Source organism: Stenotrophomonas geniculata ATCC 19374 = JCM 13324 (assembly GCF_001431625.1).
In the GTDB taxonomy this organism is placed as follows: Bacteria; Pseudomonadota; Gammaproteobacteria; order Xanthomonadales; family Xanthomonadaceae; genus Stenotrophomonas; species Stenotrophomonas geniculata.
In genome coordinates, this window is sequence record NZ_LLXT01000085.1 from 1 (window position 1) to 15,310 (window position 15,310).

Annotated in this window: 14 protein-coding genes; all 14 read left to right on the forward strand. The window is 67.8% G+C overall.

Translation table 11 applies throughout. The annotated features are described in order from the left end of the window. The first annotated feature begins 465 nt into the window (after window positions 1-465). The 14 genes from ARC63_RS05540 (at window position 466) to ARC63_RS05605 (ending at window position 15,190) form a co-directional block, all read left to right on the forward strand. A complete protein-coding gene (locus tag ARC63_RS05540; protein ID WP_043396252.1) occupies window positions 466-1,146 on the forward strand; it encodes an STN domain-containing protein in 681 nt (226 codons plus the stop codon). Window positions 1,147-1,162: 16 nt separating this feature from the next. Next, a complete protein-coding gene (locus tag ARC63_RS05545; protein WP_019337777.1) occupies window positions 1,163-1,693 on the forward strand; it encodes an RNA polymerase sigma factor in 531 nt (176 codons plus the stop codon). 69 nt (window positions 1,694-1,762) lie between these two features. Beyond that, window positions 1,763-2,743, forward strand: coding sequence for a FecR family protein (locus ARC63_RS05550; RefSeq protein ID WP_057502753.1), 981 nt, complete (start codon window positions 1,763-1,765; stop codon window positions 2,741-2,743). 58 nt (window positions 2,744-2,801) lie between these two features. Further along, complete coding sequence (locus ARC63_RS05555; RefSeq protein ID WP_049409471.1) at window positions 2,802-3,353, forward strand: hypothetical protein; 552 nt, start codon at window positions 2,802-2,804, stop codon at window positions 3,351-3,353. A 120-nt stretch (window positions 3,354-3,473) separates the two neighbouring features. After that, entirely contained in the window at window positions 3,474-4,058 is a 585-nt protein-coding gene (locus tag ARC63_RS05560; RefSeq protein WP_057502754.1) for a hypothetical protein, read from the forward strand. Between the two features lie 57 nt (window positions 4,059-4,115). Beyond that, window positions 4,116-4,553 carry a type II secretion system major pseudopilin GspG gene (gene gspG, locus ARC63_RS05565; RefSeq protein ID WP_057502755.1) on the forward strand — a complete coding sequence of 146 codons (438 nt, stop codon included), beginning with the start codon at window positions 4,116-4,118 and terminating at the stop codon, window positions 4,551-4,553. 9 nt (window positions 4,554-4,562) lie between these two features. Next, window positions 4,563-5,468 carry a type II secretion system minor pseudopilin GspK gene (gene gspK / locus ARC63_RS05570; protein ID WP_057502806.1) on the forward strand — a complete coding sequence of 302 codons (906 nt, stop codon included), beginning with the start codon at window positions 4,563-4,565 and terminating at the stop codon, window positions 5,466-5,468. Beyond that, window positions 5,465-6,628: a type II secretion system protein GspL gene (gene gspL / locus ARC63_RS05575; protein ID WP_057502756.1), complete on the forward strand. Its 1,164-nt coding sequence runs from the start codon at window positions 5,465-5,467 to the stop codon at window positions 6,626-6,628. The genes gspK and gspL overlap by 4 nt, the downstream gene beginning before the upstream one ends. Beyond that, on the forward strand, window positions 6,625-7,152 hold the full coding sequence (gspM, locus tag ARC63_RS05580; protein WP_057502757.1) for a type II secretion system protein GspM: 528 nt from the start codon (window positions 6,625-6,627) through the stop codon (window positions 7,150-7,152). The genes gspL and gspM overlap by 4 nt, the downstream gene beginning before the upstream one ends. Next, window positions 7,149-9,530 (forward strand): type II secretion system secretin GspD, encoded by a 2,382-nt coding sequence (gene gspD / locus ARC63_RS05585; RefSeq protein WP_057502758.1) that lies wholly within the window; start codon window positions 7,149-7,151, stop codon window positions 9,528-9,530. Before gspM ends, gspD begins: the two co-directional genes overlap by 4 nt. Next, on the forward strand, window positions 9,527-10,960 hold the full coding sequence (gspE, locus tag ARC63_RS05590) for a type II secretion system ATPase GspE (RefSeq protein ID WP_057502759.1): 1,434 nt from the start codon (window positions 9,527-9,529) through the stop codon (window positions 10,958-10,960). Before gspD ends, gspE begins: the two co-directional genes overlap by 4 nt. 7 nt (window positions 10,961-10,967) lie before the next feature. Further along, window positions 10,968-12,167: a type II secretion system inner membrane protein GspF gene (gspF, locus tag ARC63_RS05595; RefSeq protein ID WP_057502760.1), complete on the forward strand. Its 1,200-nt coding sequence runs from the start codon at window positions 10,968-10,970 to the stop codon at window positions 12,165-12,167. A gap of 271 nt (window positions 12,168-12,438) precedes the next feature. Next, window positions 12,439-13,614: a substrate-binding domain-containing protein gene (locus ARC63_RS05600; protein WP_057502761.1), complete on the forward strand. Its 1,176-nt coding sequence runs from the start codon at window positions 12,439-12,441 to the stop codon at window positions 13,612-13,614. A 400-nt stretch (window positions 13,615-14,014) separates the two neighbouring features. Further along, window positions 14,015-15,190 (forward strand): substrate-binding domain-containing protein, encoded by a 1,176-nt coding sequence (locus tag ARC63_RS05605; RefSeq protein WP_057502762.1) that lies wholly within the window; start codon window positions 14,015-14,017, stop codon window positions 15,188-15,190. Window positions 15,191-15,310 lie beyond the last annotated feature (120 nt).

Consider the following 15,310-nt stretch of genomic DNA (forward strand, 5'->3'; position numbering starts at 1 on the left):
CGGCCGGGGTGCCCCCCGCCCCCGCGGGTAGTCCCGCCCGCGGCCCGGCAACCTCAGGCGCAACAGAAACAGAAACAGCAACAGAAACAGCAACAGCAACAGCGATTCCCCGGGGGGGGGGGGGGCGGCATGGCCAGGCAGGACACGCCGTAAACCCTTCCTTGGGGGCTCGATGGCGCCATCCATGGCGCCAACGGTCCTGCCTGGCCATACCGCCCCGCCGCCTGACAGCTTCCGCGATCTGTCGGGGTCGGATCCCGTGCGCAGATGAACCTGTCTGCTCGGTTCATTGATTCCTGATGCATGACTGGCTCCACGGAGTCTGCCTCGGCGTCAGCCGTGGCGGCGGTCATCGCAATGACATCTGGCACCGGTACGTTTTGAGCCCGCTTGCGGGTCGCGCGCGGGCCGGGGTTCCGGTCGTGGTGCGCGTCCACTGCAGCTGCTGTCGCTGCCGAGGGTCATGTGTTCTACGTCAGGGGGCTGAATGGACACCATGCGGTCAGAACTTGGAAGGTGGCCATCGCCGCATGGCTGCTGCTGTCCTTTGCCGCCGCCGCGCAGGACGGTGTTCATGCCTACGACATCCCTGCGCAGCCGCTGGAACAGGCGGTCGAGCGCTTCAGCGTCATCAGCGGGTGGTCGGTGATGTACCCGGGCGATCTTGCCGCGGGTCGCAGCAGCCATGCGCTGCGCGCCAGCCTGCCGCCGCTGCCCGCCCTGCAGGCGCTGCTGCAGGACTCCGGCGTCGAGGCCGAGGTGATCGGCGAGCAGCGCGTGGTGCTGCGTCGGGGCATGCCCTCGGCCGCCGAACCCGGTGTTGGTGCCGAACTTCCCGAGGCCGAACGTCGGCGTCGTTATGGCGGCCTGCAACAGAGGCTGCGCGCGGCGTTCTGCGACGACCCCGAGATCGCACCCGGCCGCTATGCCGCGACGCTGCGCTTCCGCATCGACGGCGCGGGCAAGGTGAGCGAGCCCGAGCTGCTGTCCGGCAGTGGCAGCGATCGCCGCGATGCTCACCTGCTGCAGGCAATGCAGGGCCTGGTGCTGGCGACCGAGACCGCCGCGCTGCCACAGCCGGTGACGCTGCAGATCCGTCCTTCCGGCACCGACCACGACTGCGGCGGGCGCGCGCCCCTTCCATGACTTCAAGGATTCGAACATGAGCAACGGTACGGCTGGGGCAGTTGACCTGATGGACCACCTTCTGGGTGCCTACGACGAGCTGAAACGGCGGTTGGTGCGCAAGCTGGGATCGGAGGAGCTGGCCGGCGACGCGCTGCAGGACACCTGGATGCGCCTGAGTGCGCGGCGTGACCGCCTGGATGCCGTGCAGAACCCCGCGGCCTACCTGCTGCGCATGGCGATGAACACCGTGATCGACCGCCAACGTGCTGACCACCGCCTGCTGAGCCTGGAGGAGGTGGATACGCTGATGGACATGGCCGACCCTGCACCTGGTCCAGCGCAGGCGGCCGAGCTGGACTTCGCGCTGGAAGACATGGTCGGCCTGCTGCAGCGCATGCCCGAGCGCCGTCGCCGCATCCTGCTGGCAATCCGCGTCGATGGCCTGCAGCAGCGCGACGTGGCCGATCACCTCGGTGTGTCGCTGCGGCTGGTGCAGCGTGAGCTGAAGGCGGCCCAGGACTACCTGGCCGAGCGCAGCGGGCAGGGGCGCCAGGTGCGGTTCTGAGCGACGGCATCCGTCTACACTTTGACGCCGAGCAGAACCCCGCAGCGTGCGGGTCCGGCATGAGCCCCCATGGATCCTGACGATCGCCCGCAACGCCCGTTGGATGCCGTTGAGCGTCAGGCCCACGCGTGGGTGGTGCGGCTGACCTCGGGCGAGGCGACCGCCGCCGACGGGCGCCGGTTCCGCGCGTGGTGCGAGTCCGACCCGCGTCATCGTGAAGCGTTCGGACGTGCGCGCCGGCAGTGGGAGCAGGTGCGGCTGGCCGGCGAGCAGCTGCCCGCCGCCGCGCGCCAACCGGTCGCGCCGTCGCCGGCCCAGCGCTGGAGCCGGCGTGCCTTCCTGGGCGCGGCGATTGCCGCGCCGGCCAGTCTGGTGGTGGTGGCGGCGATCCGTCCGCCGCTGGGATTATGGCCCTCGGTGACGGCGATGGCGGCCGATTTCCACACCGGCACCGGTGAACGGCTGCAGATTGCACCCTTGCCGCAGCTGAAGATCGAACTGGATACGCAGAGCAGCCTGCGCCGCCGCGCGGACGCGCAGGGCGAAGGCTTCGAGCTGGTGCAGGGCCAGGCCGCGATCGAGACCCAGGCCGGCCTGCGCCTGGCGTTGTTCGCGGGCCCGGGCTGCGTGATTGCCGATGAAGGCGCAGTGCGCCTGGATGTGCGCAACACTCACGGCCAGGTACGGGTGACCTGCCTGCAGGGCAGCGCCCGCATCGAGCATCCGCAGGGGCGGCTGCGGCTGCAGCCGGGCCAGCAGACCCAGTACGACGAGCGCCTCAGTGGTGTGGTGGCCGAGGCTGTGGCCTCGGAAGTGAGTGCGTGGACCGATGGCATGCTGGTCTTCCGTCGCGCACCGCTGCGCGAGGTGGTGGACGAGATCAACCGTTATCGTCGTGGCAAGGTGCTGTTGGGTGAATCGGCATTGGCGCGCGCGCCGGTCAGCGGTCGCTTCCGCATCGATGACCCGGATGCGGCGCTGGAGCAACTGCGACTGACGATGTCGCTGGATCTGCGTCGCTTTCCGGGTGGCATCGCCGTCCTTGGATAGATGAAGACGCTGGCCGTGCGCACCGCGCAGGGCTGTTGCAAGCAAGGAGAAGCCAAGGATGCGCAACGAGACCATCGGTGTGCTGGATCTGCGTCGCAATCTGTCGGCGTTGCTGGAAACAACCCAGCGGCGGCCGTTGATGGTGCACCGCTACGGATCGCCATGGGTGTGCGTGGTGTCCGACGCGCAGTGGCAGGAAAAGGCTGTGCTGCTGGACTTCGATCCGCAGTCGCACCCGCTGGCGATGCTGTTGCGCCTGCAGCAGCGGGTGTTGCCACTGGCTGAAACCGGTGCGTTGCCGCCTGCGGCGCTTGCTCGTGCGCTGTTGCTGATGGACATGCATGGCATCGGGGATCTGGCGCAGCTGCATGAGCAGGTGCTGCACCATCGGCTGTGGCACTGGTTCGTGGCCGGTACCCACGGTGTGATGGACAGCTGGCAATTGCCGGCGCTGCGCGTTGCGATGGGGTCATGGTGCGATGACGCGGAGATGACCGATGCGCTGGCCGCGTTCGCCGCGCGCAGCGATGTGGCGATACTGGCGCGCCGTTGCGGGGGCGACGCACCGCGACTGGAGCGCGAAGCCTGCAGGCAGATGACGCTGCGATGACGTTGGCGATGAAGCGCCACGCAGCGCACAGAGCTGCATGTGCGCTGTCGCTTCACCTGCCTTGCTGACGTCTTCTCCAGAGTACGGCGCACCACGCGTCGCGGAGCACGGGCGGCGCCGATGGCAGACAGTCGCAGGATCAGCATGCTGGAGCTGGATCGTCACCTGAGCCAGTCACTGGAGCAGGCGCGGCATACGCCATTGAACGTGCAGCGCTATGGGCACTCCTGGGTCTGGGTGCTGTCCAGTGATGCCTGGGCAGATGCGGCGCGCTGGGCGGCACTGGATGGTAGTGCGCACCCACTGGTGGCGCTGCGAAAAGCCATCGATCTGCAGCTGCGGCCCTGGCCCGAAGCGGCCATGAGCCCGCTGCCGCTTGATGCAGGCGATGCGCGGCTGCTGCAACGCGCGGCCCTGCTGGTGGTCATGCGCGATCTGAATAGTGCCCAGCGCGTGTACGACGACCTGCGCTATCACCAGGCCTATCGGATGTTCATCGGCCTCGATCATGGAACAGCGTGGTCGCCGATGCAGTGCGTGCGGCTGCTGCAGGCCTGCGCGCATCCGATGCTGCGCGGCTGCATCGACGATGCGCTGGCCAGCGTACCGCGGCATCTGTTCGAGTCTGCATGTGCACCGGCTGCGCGTGGTGCGCCCGTACAGGCACACGCGCAGCGAATTGCCGGCGGATGTTTATCGTACTGACACATGCACCGCTGACCATGGCGCAGCGGTCTCTTCCAGGATGACGAGGGCGGAACAATGGCAAGGCAGGTTCGTGGTCGCAAAGCTCGGCAGAAGGGTTTCAGCCTGATCGAGATCATGGTGGTGGTGGTGATCATCGGCATCCTCGCCGCGCTGATCGTGCCGCGGTTGATGGACCGTCCCGACCAGGCACGCGTGGTGGCGGCGCGCCAGGACATCGCCGCATTGATGCAGGCCTTGAAGCTGTTCAAGCTGGACAACGGTCGCTATCCCAGTGCCGAGCAGGGCCTGCAGGCACTGGTGAAGCCCCCGCAGGGCGGTGGCACGATGCCGTTCACGCCCTATCTGGATCGCCTGCCCAATGACCCGTGGGGCCATCCGTACCAGTACCAGATTCCCGGAACCCATGGCGACATCGATGTGTTTTCGCTGGGGGCGGACAGCCAGCCCGGTGGCGACGCCGGAAACGCGGACATCGGCTCCTGGCAGCTGTGAGGCGTGCTGATGACAGCCCGGACGCGTTCGGTCTCGTGCACCCGCCAGCGTGGCGTGGCGGTGATCGTCGCCCTGCTTGTGGTGGCACTGGTGGCGGTGATTGCCACGGCACTGCTGACCCGGCAGTCGGCGCAGCTGCGTGCGCTGCGTGGTGACCAGCTACGCGCGCAGGTGCGCATGGCGGTGGACGCCACGCTGGAGCGTGCGGCGCAGCAGCTGCGTGAGGATGTAAAGGAACAGCTGACCACGGTGCGCAGCGGGCGCTGGGCGCGCCCGTTGGAACTGCAGGCGCCGTTGCCGGTGCAGCTGCAACTGGTCGATGCGCAGTCGATGTTCAACCTGCGCAACCTGCTGGCACATGGCAGGCCTGACCCCGAGGCGCGGCGCGCGTTCATCGCGTTGTGTGCCGGGCAGGGGCTGGGCCAGGGCGCCTGCGCATCCGCGGCGGACCACATCCAGGCGCGCCTGCGCGATGGCGACATGCAGGCGCAGGCGCCGCTGCCGCGTGAATCACTGATCGAACAGGCGCTGGCCGGCGCTGACCCGGTAGCGCTGCAGGCGCTGGCGCGGCGCACCGTGGTGCTGCCGGCGCAGACCCTGGTCAACGCCAATACCAGCGACCTGAGCGTTCTGCAGGCGCTGACGCCTGCGGTCGAACCGGCACGGCTGCAGGCGCTGCTCGGTGAGCGCGACGCTGGTCATTGGCTGCTCAATCGCGGCGACATCGCCAATCGACTTCAACTGAGCAACGAACAGATGGCCGTGCTTCCCCTGGGTATCCATAGCGAGTGGTTCCTGGCCGTCGGCCAGGTGCAGGCTGACGGCAGCGCGGTTGATTTTCGCGCGTTGCTCTGGCGCGAGTACCGCGACGATGGCGTGCGTGTGCAACGCGTGTGGACGAGGATCGGCGCATGACCGTGCAGCTTCGGGTGCGCTTGCCGGCGCTTGAGTGTCTGCGCGCCGACAGCGCGGTGGACTGGGCGCAGCTGCACAAGGGCGAGGTGCTGGCTCACGGCCGCGACACGCTGGCGGCGCTGGGCCTGCGCCATCCGCAGGCTGCGGTGCATGCCTGCCTCGATCCGAACGACCTGATCCTGCTGGAACTGCAGTTGCCACCGTTGTCCGGGCGCCGTCTGCAGTCGGCGCTGCAGGGTGAGGTGGAGGCGATGCTGCTGGATGACCTGCAGGAGGTCGCGTTGGCCCACGGTGTGCAGGCGACGGACGGCACGGTTCCTGTGGCCTGGCTGGGCCAGCAGGCGCTCCTGCAGGCGCAGCAGCTGCTGGCTTCGTGTGCACTGCGGTTGCAGGCGCTGTATCCGACGCCGCTGCTGCTGCCCTGGCAGGACGGTCATGCCACGCTGCAGGTCAGGGGCGAGCACCTGCTGGTACGCAGCGGGCGCGACCGGGGTTTCGTTCAATGGTATGGCGGACGTGATGCCTGTGCGGTGATGCAGGCGTTGGCAGTGCGCCTGCAACAGGCCGGGGTGCGGGCCGTGCAATGGATCGACAGCGTACCGCCGGCGTGGCCGGACAGCCTGCCGGCCAGCGCCGTTGCGCATGAACAGCAGGCCTGTGGTCCGTTGCCGGGTTGGTCATTGCCGCTGCCCGGCGCAGGCCGTCAAGCGCCGCGACTGGCGATCGGCCTGGCACTGGCGGCGGTGCTGCTGGCTGCACTTGGCCTGCAGTGGCAGGTCTCGCGTTGGCGGATCGAGGGTGAGGCGCTGCAGCAGGGCATGGCACGGCAGTTCAGCGCACGCTTTCCGGAGGTCACCGATGTGGTGGACCCGGTGTTGCAGGCAAGGCGAGCGCTTGCGGTTCCACCGCCGACGCCGCCGTTGCCGGCGCTGCAACGTCAGATCGCCAGCACGCTGCACGCGGTTCCGGAGCTGGCGGGGCAGGTGCACAGCCTGCACTACCAAGCCGGGCAGGTGTACCTGGAGCTGGATGCCGATGCCCAGGCATTGGCCGATGATCCGCAGCGGCTTGAGCATTGGCAGCAAGCGGTCCAGGCGCAGGGCCTGCAGTTGACGCGCGAAGCCGGTGGACGCCTGCGGGTGAACGGGGCTGGACAGTGACCACCCGAACCTTGCGACTGGGCGAGGGACTGGCAGGCCTGCAGCAACGCTGGCAACGCCTGCCACCGCGCGAGCGGCTGATGCTGTGGGTGATGGTGCTGGCGCTGCTGGTGGCGGGTCTGTGGTCGTTGTGGCTGGAGCCGCTGCTGAAGCAGCGCACGCACTGGCAGGCCGAGCTACCGCGGCTGCAGGCACAGGCGCGTGTACTGGCACCACTGCTGCAGGCACGCGAGCGCCAGCAGCAGACGCAGGGGCAGCGCCCGACGATGGCCGGGTTGCGTGATGGAATCAAGTCAGCCGGCCTCGCCGACGGACTGCATATCGAAGCGCGCGACGGGCGTTGGCACCTGCAGGTGCACGCGGTGCCCGCTGACGCGCTGTGGAACTGGCTGCTGCCCGTGCTGGCCGATCCGGCCATCGAACTGCAGCAGCTGCAACTGACACGCACAGGGGATGCGAACATGCCGGCGGCACGGATTTCCGGAAACATCGTGATGGCGCTCAACGTGGGTGCCCATCCATGAGGGCGATGCGCAGCCTTGCCTGCAGTACCGCACTGGCCTTGATCGTGTGCATGGCCCACGCACCGGCGTCGGTGCTGGCGCAGGACGCCCGCGATGAGCCGGTGCAGTTGAACATGGTCGACACCGATATCGGTGGCGTGTTGCGCATGGCCGCACGCTTCACCGGCCGCCAGTTCCTGGTCGACCCACGGGTGACCGGCAAGATGACAGTGGTTTCCGATGGCCCGGTCAGCCGTACCCAGGCCTACCAGTTGCTGCTGGGCGCACTGCGCATGCGTGGCTTCGCCGTGGTCGAGAACGGCGGCGTCAGCCGGGTGGTGCCGCAGGCCGATGCCAAGCTGTTGGGAGGACGCGTCGGCACTGGTGGTGCCGGCGGTGAGGTGACCACCCGCACCTTCGCGCTGCGCTACGAGAGCGCAGCGGCGCTGGTGGCGGTGCTGCGTCCGATGATCAGTCCGGACAATCCGATCACCGCCAATCCAGGCAACAACACCCTGGTGATCACCGACTACGCCGACAACCTGGAGCGCATCGCACGGGTGATCGCCAGCGTCGATACGCCGGCCGGCATGGACACCGATGTGGTGAAGCTGCAGCAGGGGATTGCCGTTGACGTCGCGGCGATGGTCGCGCCGCTGCTGGATGCGCAGGGCGCCGAGCCCACCCAGAAAGTGGTGGTGATGGCCGACCCGCGCAGCAACAGCGTGCTGCTGCGTTCCAGCAGCCCCGGGCGCACCCGCCTGGCGCGGCAGCTGGTGGAGAAGCTGGACCGCGCGCAGGACGAGTCCGGCAACCTGCATGTGGTCTACCTGCGCAATGCCCAGGCCAACCAGCTGGCCGGTGTGCTGCGTGGCGTGGTGGCCGGGCAGAGCGATGCAGCAGCGATGGGTAGCAATGAAGGCATCACGCCACTGCCGGGTGACGCCAATCGTTCCCCGCCAACGCAGCCGTCGCAGCCGCAGCAGGCCAAGACCGGAGGCAATGCGCTGGAATCGCAGCGCCTGGACCCGAGCCGCCGTGACCCGATCGATGCGGGAAGCACCGGCTTCAGCCAGAACGGCATCTCGGTGCAGGCGGACGTGGCCACCAACACCCTGCTGATCTCGGCACCGGAGCCGGTGTACCGCAACCTGCGGCGTGTGATCGACCAGCTCGACCAGCGCCGTGCACAGGTGCTGGTGGAAAGCCTGATCGTGGAGGTCAACCAGACCGACGCGGCTGAGCTGGGCGTGCAGTGGATGCTGGGCAATGGACGCACCTTTGGTGGCACCCACTTCGGTGGTGCCACCGGCGGCAGCGGGCTCAATACCGGCGCGCGTACCACGCTGGACGTGCTGCCCAAGGATGGCCTGAAGATCGGCGTGATCGACGGCACCATCAACCTGCCTGGTGTCGGCCAGATCCTCAACATGAAAGCGCTGGCCAACGCGCTGCAGAGCAAGGGCGGCGCCAACATCCTGTCCACGCCGAACCTGATGACGCTGGACAACGAGGCAGCCAGCATCATGGTCGGCCAGACCGTGCCGTTCGTCAGCGGCCGCTACGTCACCGACGGCGGTGGTGGCAGCAACAACCCGTTCCAGACCATCGTGCGCGAGGACGTGGGCCTGAAGCTGCGGGTGCGCCCGCAGATTTCCGAGGGCGGCACGGTGAAGCTGGACATCTACCAGGAAGTCAGCAGCATCGACGCGCAGAGTGCCAACAGTGCCGCCGGCATCATCACCAACAAGCGAGCGCTCGATACCAGCGTGCTGCTGGACGATGGCCAGATCATGGTCCTGGGTGGCCTGCTGGAGGACAACGTCAGCCATGGCCGTGATGCGGTGCCGGGCCTGGGTAGGATCCCGGTGCTGGGGGCGCTGTTCCGCAGTGATACGCGCAAGCGCTCCAAGACCAACCTGATGGTGTTCCTGCGCCCGCACGTGGTGCGTGACCCCGCCGCCGGCCAGCGCCTGACCCGCGACCGCTACGACTACATGCGCAACGCGCAGGCCAGCGCGCAGCCGGTACAGAGCTGGGCATTGCCGGCGCTGTCGGCACCACAGCTGCCGCCGCAGGACCTGTCTGTACTCGGCCAGGGCAATGCGCGCGACGGGCAGGGCCAGCCGCTGCAGAACACCAGCCTGGCAGCGTTGTATCCGGCCGATGACGGCAATGCGCAGCTGGTGCAGTTCGCGCAGGGGCTGGACCCGGCACGTGCCAGCCAGGGCGTGGCGCAGGTGCGGGCACTGGGCCTGCAGGCCTATGCCGAAGCGACGCCGGGCGAGAGCGGGCAGCGCCTGCGCGTGCGACTGCCGCGCGATCCGGCGACGCTGGACCCGGCATTGCAGCAGCTGCGCGGGCTGGGCTACACGCCGGAACTGGTGATCGGGCCGTGAGCGCCGCCGCGCCGCTGCCGTACGCCTGGGTGCGCAGCCATGGCGTGATGCTGTCCGAGGCCGGTGGCGAACCGGTTCTGCTTGGCACCGCCGACACCGCGGCGTGGGCCGTGGCCGAGCTGCGCCGCCGGCATGGCCCGCTGCCGTTTCATGCGCTGGATGCGGCGACCTGGCAGCGGCGGCTGGGTGAGCAGTACCGTGACGGCGGTGATGCCGCTGCCGTGGTCGGTGCCGCCGAAAGCGAAGTCGACCTGGACCGGCTGATGCAGGACATGCCGGAGGTCACCGATCTGCTGGATGCGCAGGACGATGCGCCGGTGATCCGCATGATCAATGCGCTGCTGGCACAGGCTGCACGCGATGGCGCCAGCGATCTGCACATCGAGCCGTTCGAGACCCATTCGGTGGTGCGCTACCGGGTGGACGGCACGCTGCGCGACATGGTGCAGCCCCGGCGCGCACTGCATGCGGCGCTGGTGTCGCGCATCAAGATCATGGCCCACCTGGACATCGCCGAGAAGCGCCTGCCGCAGGACGGGCGCATCGCGATCCGTGTGGGCGGCCGGCCACTGGATATCCGTGTCTCCACGGTGCCGACGGGGCATGGTGAGCGTGCTGTGCTGCGCCTGCTGGAGAAGGATGCCGGCCGGCTGCAGCTGCAGCGACTCGGCATGGCCGATGACACCCTGGCCACGTTTACCGGGTTGATCCGGCAGCCGCACGGCATCGTGCTGATCACCGGGCCGACCGGCAGCGGCAAGACCACGTCGCTGTACGCCGCACTGGGCCAGCTCGACAGCAGCACCAGCAACATCCTCACCGTGGAAGACCCGGTGGAGTACGACTTCGCCGGCATCGGCCAGATCCAGGTCAACGCGCGCATCGGCATGAGCTTTGGCACCGCGCTGCGCGCGATTCTGCGTCAGGATCCGGACACCATCATGATCGGTGAGATCCGCGACCTGGAGACCGCACAGATTGCGGTGCAGTCATCGCTGACCGGCCATGGCGTGCTGGCGTCCCTGCACACCAACGATGCGATCTCGGCGGTGACCCGCCTGGCCGACATGGGCGTGGAGCCGTTCCTGCTGGCTTCGTCGCTGCGCGGCGTGCTGGCGCAGCGGCTGGTGCGGCGGCTGTGCACGCAATGCCGGCGTGCCGAGGTGGATGGCGACGGCCGTACCGTGTGGCGCGCGGTGGGCTGCGCGGCCTGCGCCAACAGTGGCTATCGGGGGCGAACCGGCATCCACGAGCTGTTCGTGGTGGACGATCGCGTGCGTGCGCTGATCCATGAAGGGCAGGGCGAGCCCGCCCTGCGCGAGGCGGCGGGGCGTGCCGGCATGCGGACCTTGCGCCAGGACGGCCAGCGTTGGGTCGACAGCGGGGTGACCACGCTGGAAGAGATCCTGCGCGTCACCGGTGACGACTGAGGCGACGATGGCACTGTTCGATTACCAGGCCGCCAACGCGCAGGGCCGCATCGAGAAGGGCCAGCTGGACGCCGACAGCCCGCGCGGAGCGCGCCAGCTGCTGCGCGGGCGCGGGCTGACCCCCGTGCAAGTGAGTGCGGCGCGCAGTGCCGGCAGTGGTTGGGGGGCTCGCCGGCTGTCCGCCAGCGAGCTGGCCTGGGCTACGCGCCAGCTGGCCAGTCTGCTGGCCGCCAGCCTGCCGTTGGAAGGCGCATTGAGTGCGGTGATCGAGCAGGCCGAGCGCCCGCACGTGGCCCAGGCACTCACCGCGGTACGCGCCGACGTGCGTGCCGGCCAGCGCCTGACCATGGCATTGGCCGCGCGGCCGCGCGATTTCCCACCGATCTATCGGGCACTGGTGGGGGCAGGTGAAGACTCCGGCGACCTGGCGCGAGTGATGGAGCGCCTGGCCGACTACATCGAAGAACGCAACGCGCTGCAGGCCAAGGTGCTGACCGCCTTCATCTACCCGGCGGCGATCAGCCTGGTATCGGTGGCGATCGTGATTTTCCTGCTCAGCTACGTGGTGCCGCAGGTGGTGACCGCGTTCGTGCAGGCGCGGCAGACGCTGCCGATGCTGACCCAGGTGATGCTGGCGGCCAGCGCCTTCGTGCGCAGCTGGGGCGTGTGGGTGGGGCTGGGCATCGCTGCGCTGGTGGTGGCCTGGCGGCTGGCCCTGCGCCGGCCCGAGCTGCGCCTGCGCTGGGATGCGCTGTTGCTGAGGGTGCCGATGATCGGGCGCTTCGTGTTGGGCGTGAACAGTGCGCGTTTTGCCTCGACGCTGGCGATCCTGCTCGATGCCGGCGTGCCGCTGCTGCGTGCACTGGAGGCGGCGCGGCAGACCCTGGGCAACGTGCTGCTGGCGCGTTGCGCCGACGACGTGTCCGCGCGCGTACGCGAAGGCGCCGCATTGGGCTCTGCATTGAAAGTACAGAAGGTGTATCCGCCGATCCTGGTGCACCTGGTGGCCAGTGGCGAAAAGACCGGTTCGCTGGCGCCGTTGCTGGATCGCGCTGCGCAGACGATTTCGCGGGAGATCGAGCGTCGCGCGATGGCGCTGACCGCGCTGCTGGAACCCACCATGATCCTGGTGATGGGCGGCGTGGTGCTGACGATCGTGCTGGCGGTGCTGATGCCGATCATGGAAATGAACCAACTGGTGCAGTAGATCCACGCCATGCGTGGATGGATCACCAGACGCGCGGCATGGGCGGCACATCCACGCATGGCGTGGATCTACTGACAGCTGGATTCCTCCACACAATCCTCCACACCTTTTTCTGATCTTCCACAGGTTTCTTAAGCGGCCTGTCATCGGCGCGGACCAGCATGGACACGTCGCCGCAGAGTGGGCTGGGAGGCCCTCGGCGGCAGCAGGCGTGTAGTGACCGTTCCTCCCTTGGTGTTTCCCTTCGCAGTAAACCCTTCAGGAGAAGATCATGAACAAGTACAAGACCCTGGCCGCGCTGGTTGCCACCGCGCTGCTCGCTACCGTGGGCGCCGCCTCGGCGCAGACCGTTACCGGCGGCGGTGCCTCGCTGCCGGCCGACCTCTACAAGGGTTCGGCCGACAGCATCCTGCCGGCGAACTTCACCTACGCCGTGACCGGTTCGGGCACCGGCAAGAAGGCGTTCCTGGAAAACAACTCGGCGCTGTTCTCGACCACCGGCACCGTGCATTTCGCCGGCAGCGATTCGGTGCTGAGCAGCACCGAGCTGAGCACCTACACCACCAACTTCAACCAGCCGACCAATGCCAACCGCTACGGCGCCCTGATCCAGGTGCCGTCGGTGGCCACCTCGGTCACCATCCCGTTCAACAAGCCGGGTTCGGCCGTCAACCTGAGCGTGGCACAGATCTGCGGCGTGTTCTCGGGTGCGATCAGCGACTGGTCGACCATCGACGCCAACCGCAGCGGTCCGATCCGTGTGGTCTACCGCACCGAGAGCAGTGGCACCAGCGAAATGTTCACCCGCTTCCTGGCTGCCGCCTGCGCGGCCGAGCCGGCTGCGACCTCGAACTTGGTCGGCGGCACGTTCGCCGTGAAGTCGACCTTCGCCGACCTGTACAAGCGCGATGCCAACAACAATCTGCCGGCCTTCCTGGTTGCCGCGCCGGCCACGGGCGGCACCTCGCTGTACAACGCTGTCTATGCGGCGGATGGCCGCATCGGCTACGTCGGCCCGGACGTGATCCCGAGCCTGACCGATGCGACCAAGGTTGCCAAGGTCAAGGGCTTCTCGCCTGACCAGGTGAGCGTGCAGGCCACCCTGGATACCGTCGCTCCGCCGACCGGCACCGCCGCCGAGAACCCCGCCAACTGGGTGCCGGTGTTCGGCAACCCGTCGGCCGGCTATCCGATTGCCGGCTACACCAACCTGGTGATCGGCCAGTGCTACAAGGATTCGGCGGTTGCCACCAGCCTGCGCGGCTTCCTGGCCCGTCACTATCCGGCGACCTACCCGACGGCCTACGAGGCGTCGATCACCGGCCATGGTTTCATCCCGCTAACCAAGGCCTGGCGTGATGCGATCCGCAACCGCTTCGTGCTGGCCAGCAGCGCGGCCGGCCTGAACAATCCGAGCACCTGCTCGGGCATCGGCCGTCCGCTGTAATCCGCAGCACCGCGTGAACCCTGCTTGACCCGGCGCCGGCCCCTATGGCCGGCGTCGCCATTTCCGCCGTGCGGCGTGCAACGTCATGGTCCGCTGCACGCTGTCGGCTTCATGTCACGCGAACCGTCTATCAGTAGCAGGGCATGCGTTGCGCGTGTCTCCGATCACCGCCGCCAGTGCGGTCCAGTGCGCGGTCACTCGCATCAGGCGAATGCACGACGTCGGACGCCTCCAGCTGCGGTTGGCGGTCCGGCAACACGGGGCTGCGCTGCAGAGCTCGCGTAGGCACGAATGAGGATGGACGTGTCCTCATGCAGCGGGCTGGGAGATGACAGTAGGCGTGCAGTAACGGTACCTCCCTTGGCGTTTCCCTTCGCAGTAAACCCTTCAGGAGAAGATCATGAGCAAGTACAAGACCCTGGCCGCGCTGGTTGCTACCGTGCTGCTCGCTACCGTGGGCGCCGCCTCGGCGCAGACCGTTACCGGCGGCGGTGCCTCGCTGCCGGCCGACCTCTACAAGGGTTCGGCCGACAGCATCCTGCCGGCGAACTTCAGCTACGCCGTGACCGGATCGGGTACCGGCAAGAAGGCGTTTCTGGAAAACAACTCGGCGCTGTTCTCGACCACCGGCACCGTCCATTTCGCTGGCAGCGATTCGGTGCTGAGCAGCGCCGAGCTGAGTACCTACACCACCAACTTCAACCAGCCGACCAACGCCAACCGCTACGGCGCGCTGATCCAGGTGCCGTCGGTGGCCACCTCGGTCACCATCCCGTTCAACAAGGCCGGTTCGGCGGTGGACCTGAGCGTGGCGCAGATCTGCGGCGTGTTCTCGGGTGCGATCAGCGACTGGTCGACCATCGACACCAACCGCAGCGGCCCGATCCAGGTCGTGTACCGTCCGGAAAGCAGCGGAACCAGCGAGATTCTCACCCGATTCCTTGCCACTAACTGCGCCCGTGAGCGGGCTGAGACCTCGAACCTGGCGGGCGGCAAGTTCGCCATCAAGTCGACCTTCGCCGACCTCTACAAGCGCGATGCCAACGGCAGCCTGCCGGGGTTCCTGGTGGCCGCTCCGGCCACCGGGGACACCTCGCTGTACAACGCTGTCTACGCGTTTGAAGGCCGTATCGGCTACGCCGGGCCGGACGTGATCCCGAGCCTGACCGATGCGACCAAGGTCGCAAAGGTCAGAGGCTTCTCGCCGGATCGGGCGCAATGGGAATTCATCCTGACTGTTTTCGATCCTCCGTCCGGCATCGCTGCTCAGGATCCTGCCAACTGGGCTCCCTACATGGGCAATCCTTCAGTCATCTACCCCATCATCGGCTACACCTACCTGTTGATTGGTCAGTGCTACAAGGATCAGACGGTTGCCAACAAGCTGAGAGGTTTCCTGGCTCGCCACTATTCGGCGACCTACCCGGCCGCCTACGAGGCATCGATCACCGGCCATGGCTTTGCCCCGTTGCCCAAGAAGTGGCGCGATGCGATCCGCAACCGTTTCGTGTTGGCCAGCAGCACTGCCGGCCTGAACAATCCCAGCACCTGCGCCGGCATCGGTCGTCCGCTGTAATCCGCAGCACTGCTTGAATCCTGCTTGACCCGACGCCGGCCCTGGGCCGGCGTCGCCATTTCCGCGACGGTGCCGCCGCCGCAGTGTTTCGCTGTCGGCTTCGTGTCACGTGAACCGTCT

Bases quoted from the DNA above. Each gene is read 5' to 3' on its own strand.
- ARC63_RS05550 (WP_057502753.1), top strand. From the start codon at position 1,763: ATGGATCCTGACGATCGCCCGCAACGCCCGTTGGATGCCGTTGAGCGT.
- gspD (WP_057502758.1), top strand. From the start codon at position 7,149: ATGAGGGCGATGCGCAGCCTTGCCTGCAGTACCGCACTGGCCTTGATC.
- gspK (WP_057502806.1), top strand. From the start codon at position 4,563: ATGACAGCCCGGACGCGTTCGGTCTCGTGCACCCGCCAGCGTGGCGTG.
- gspF (WP_057502760.1), top strand. From the start codon at position 10,968: ATGGCACTGTTCGATTACCAGGCCGCCAACGCGCAGGGCCGCATCGAG.
- ARC63_RS05605 (WP_057502762.1), top strand. From the start codon at position 14,015: ATGAGCAAGTACAAGACCCTGGCCGCGCTGGTTGCTACCGTGCTGCTC.
- gspG (WP_057502755.1), top strand. From the start codon at position 4,116: ATGGCAAGGCAGGTTCGTGGTCGCAAAGCTCGGCAGAAGGGTTTCAGC.
- ARC63_RS05545 (WP_019337777.1), top strand. From the start codon at position 1,163: ATGAGCAACGGTACGGCTGGGGCAGTTGACCTGATGGACCACCTTCTG.
- ARC63_RS05555 (WP_049409471.1), top strand. From the start codon at position 2,802: ATGCGCAACGAGACCATCGGTGTGCTGGATCTGCGTCGCAATCTGTCG.
- gspL (WP_057502756.1), top strand. From the start codon at position 5,465: ATGACCGTGCAGCTTCGGGTGCGCTTGCCGGCGCTTGAGTGTCTGCGC.
- ARC63_RS05600 (WP_057502761.1), top strand. From the start codon at position 12,439: ATGAACAAGTACAAGACCCTGGCCGCGCTGGTTGCCACCGCGCTGCTC.
- ARC63_RS05560 (WP_057502754.1), top strand. From the start codon at position 3,474: ATGGCAGACAGTCGCAGGATCAGCATGCTGGAGCTGGATCGTCACCTG.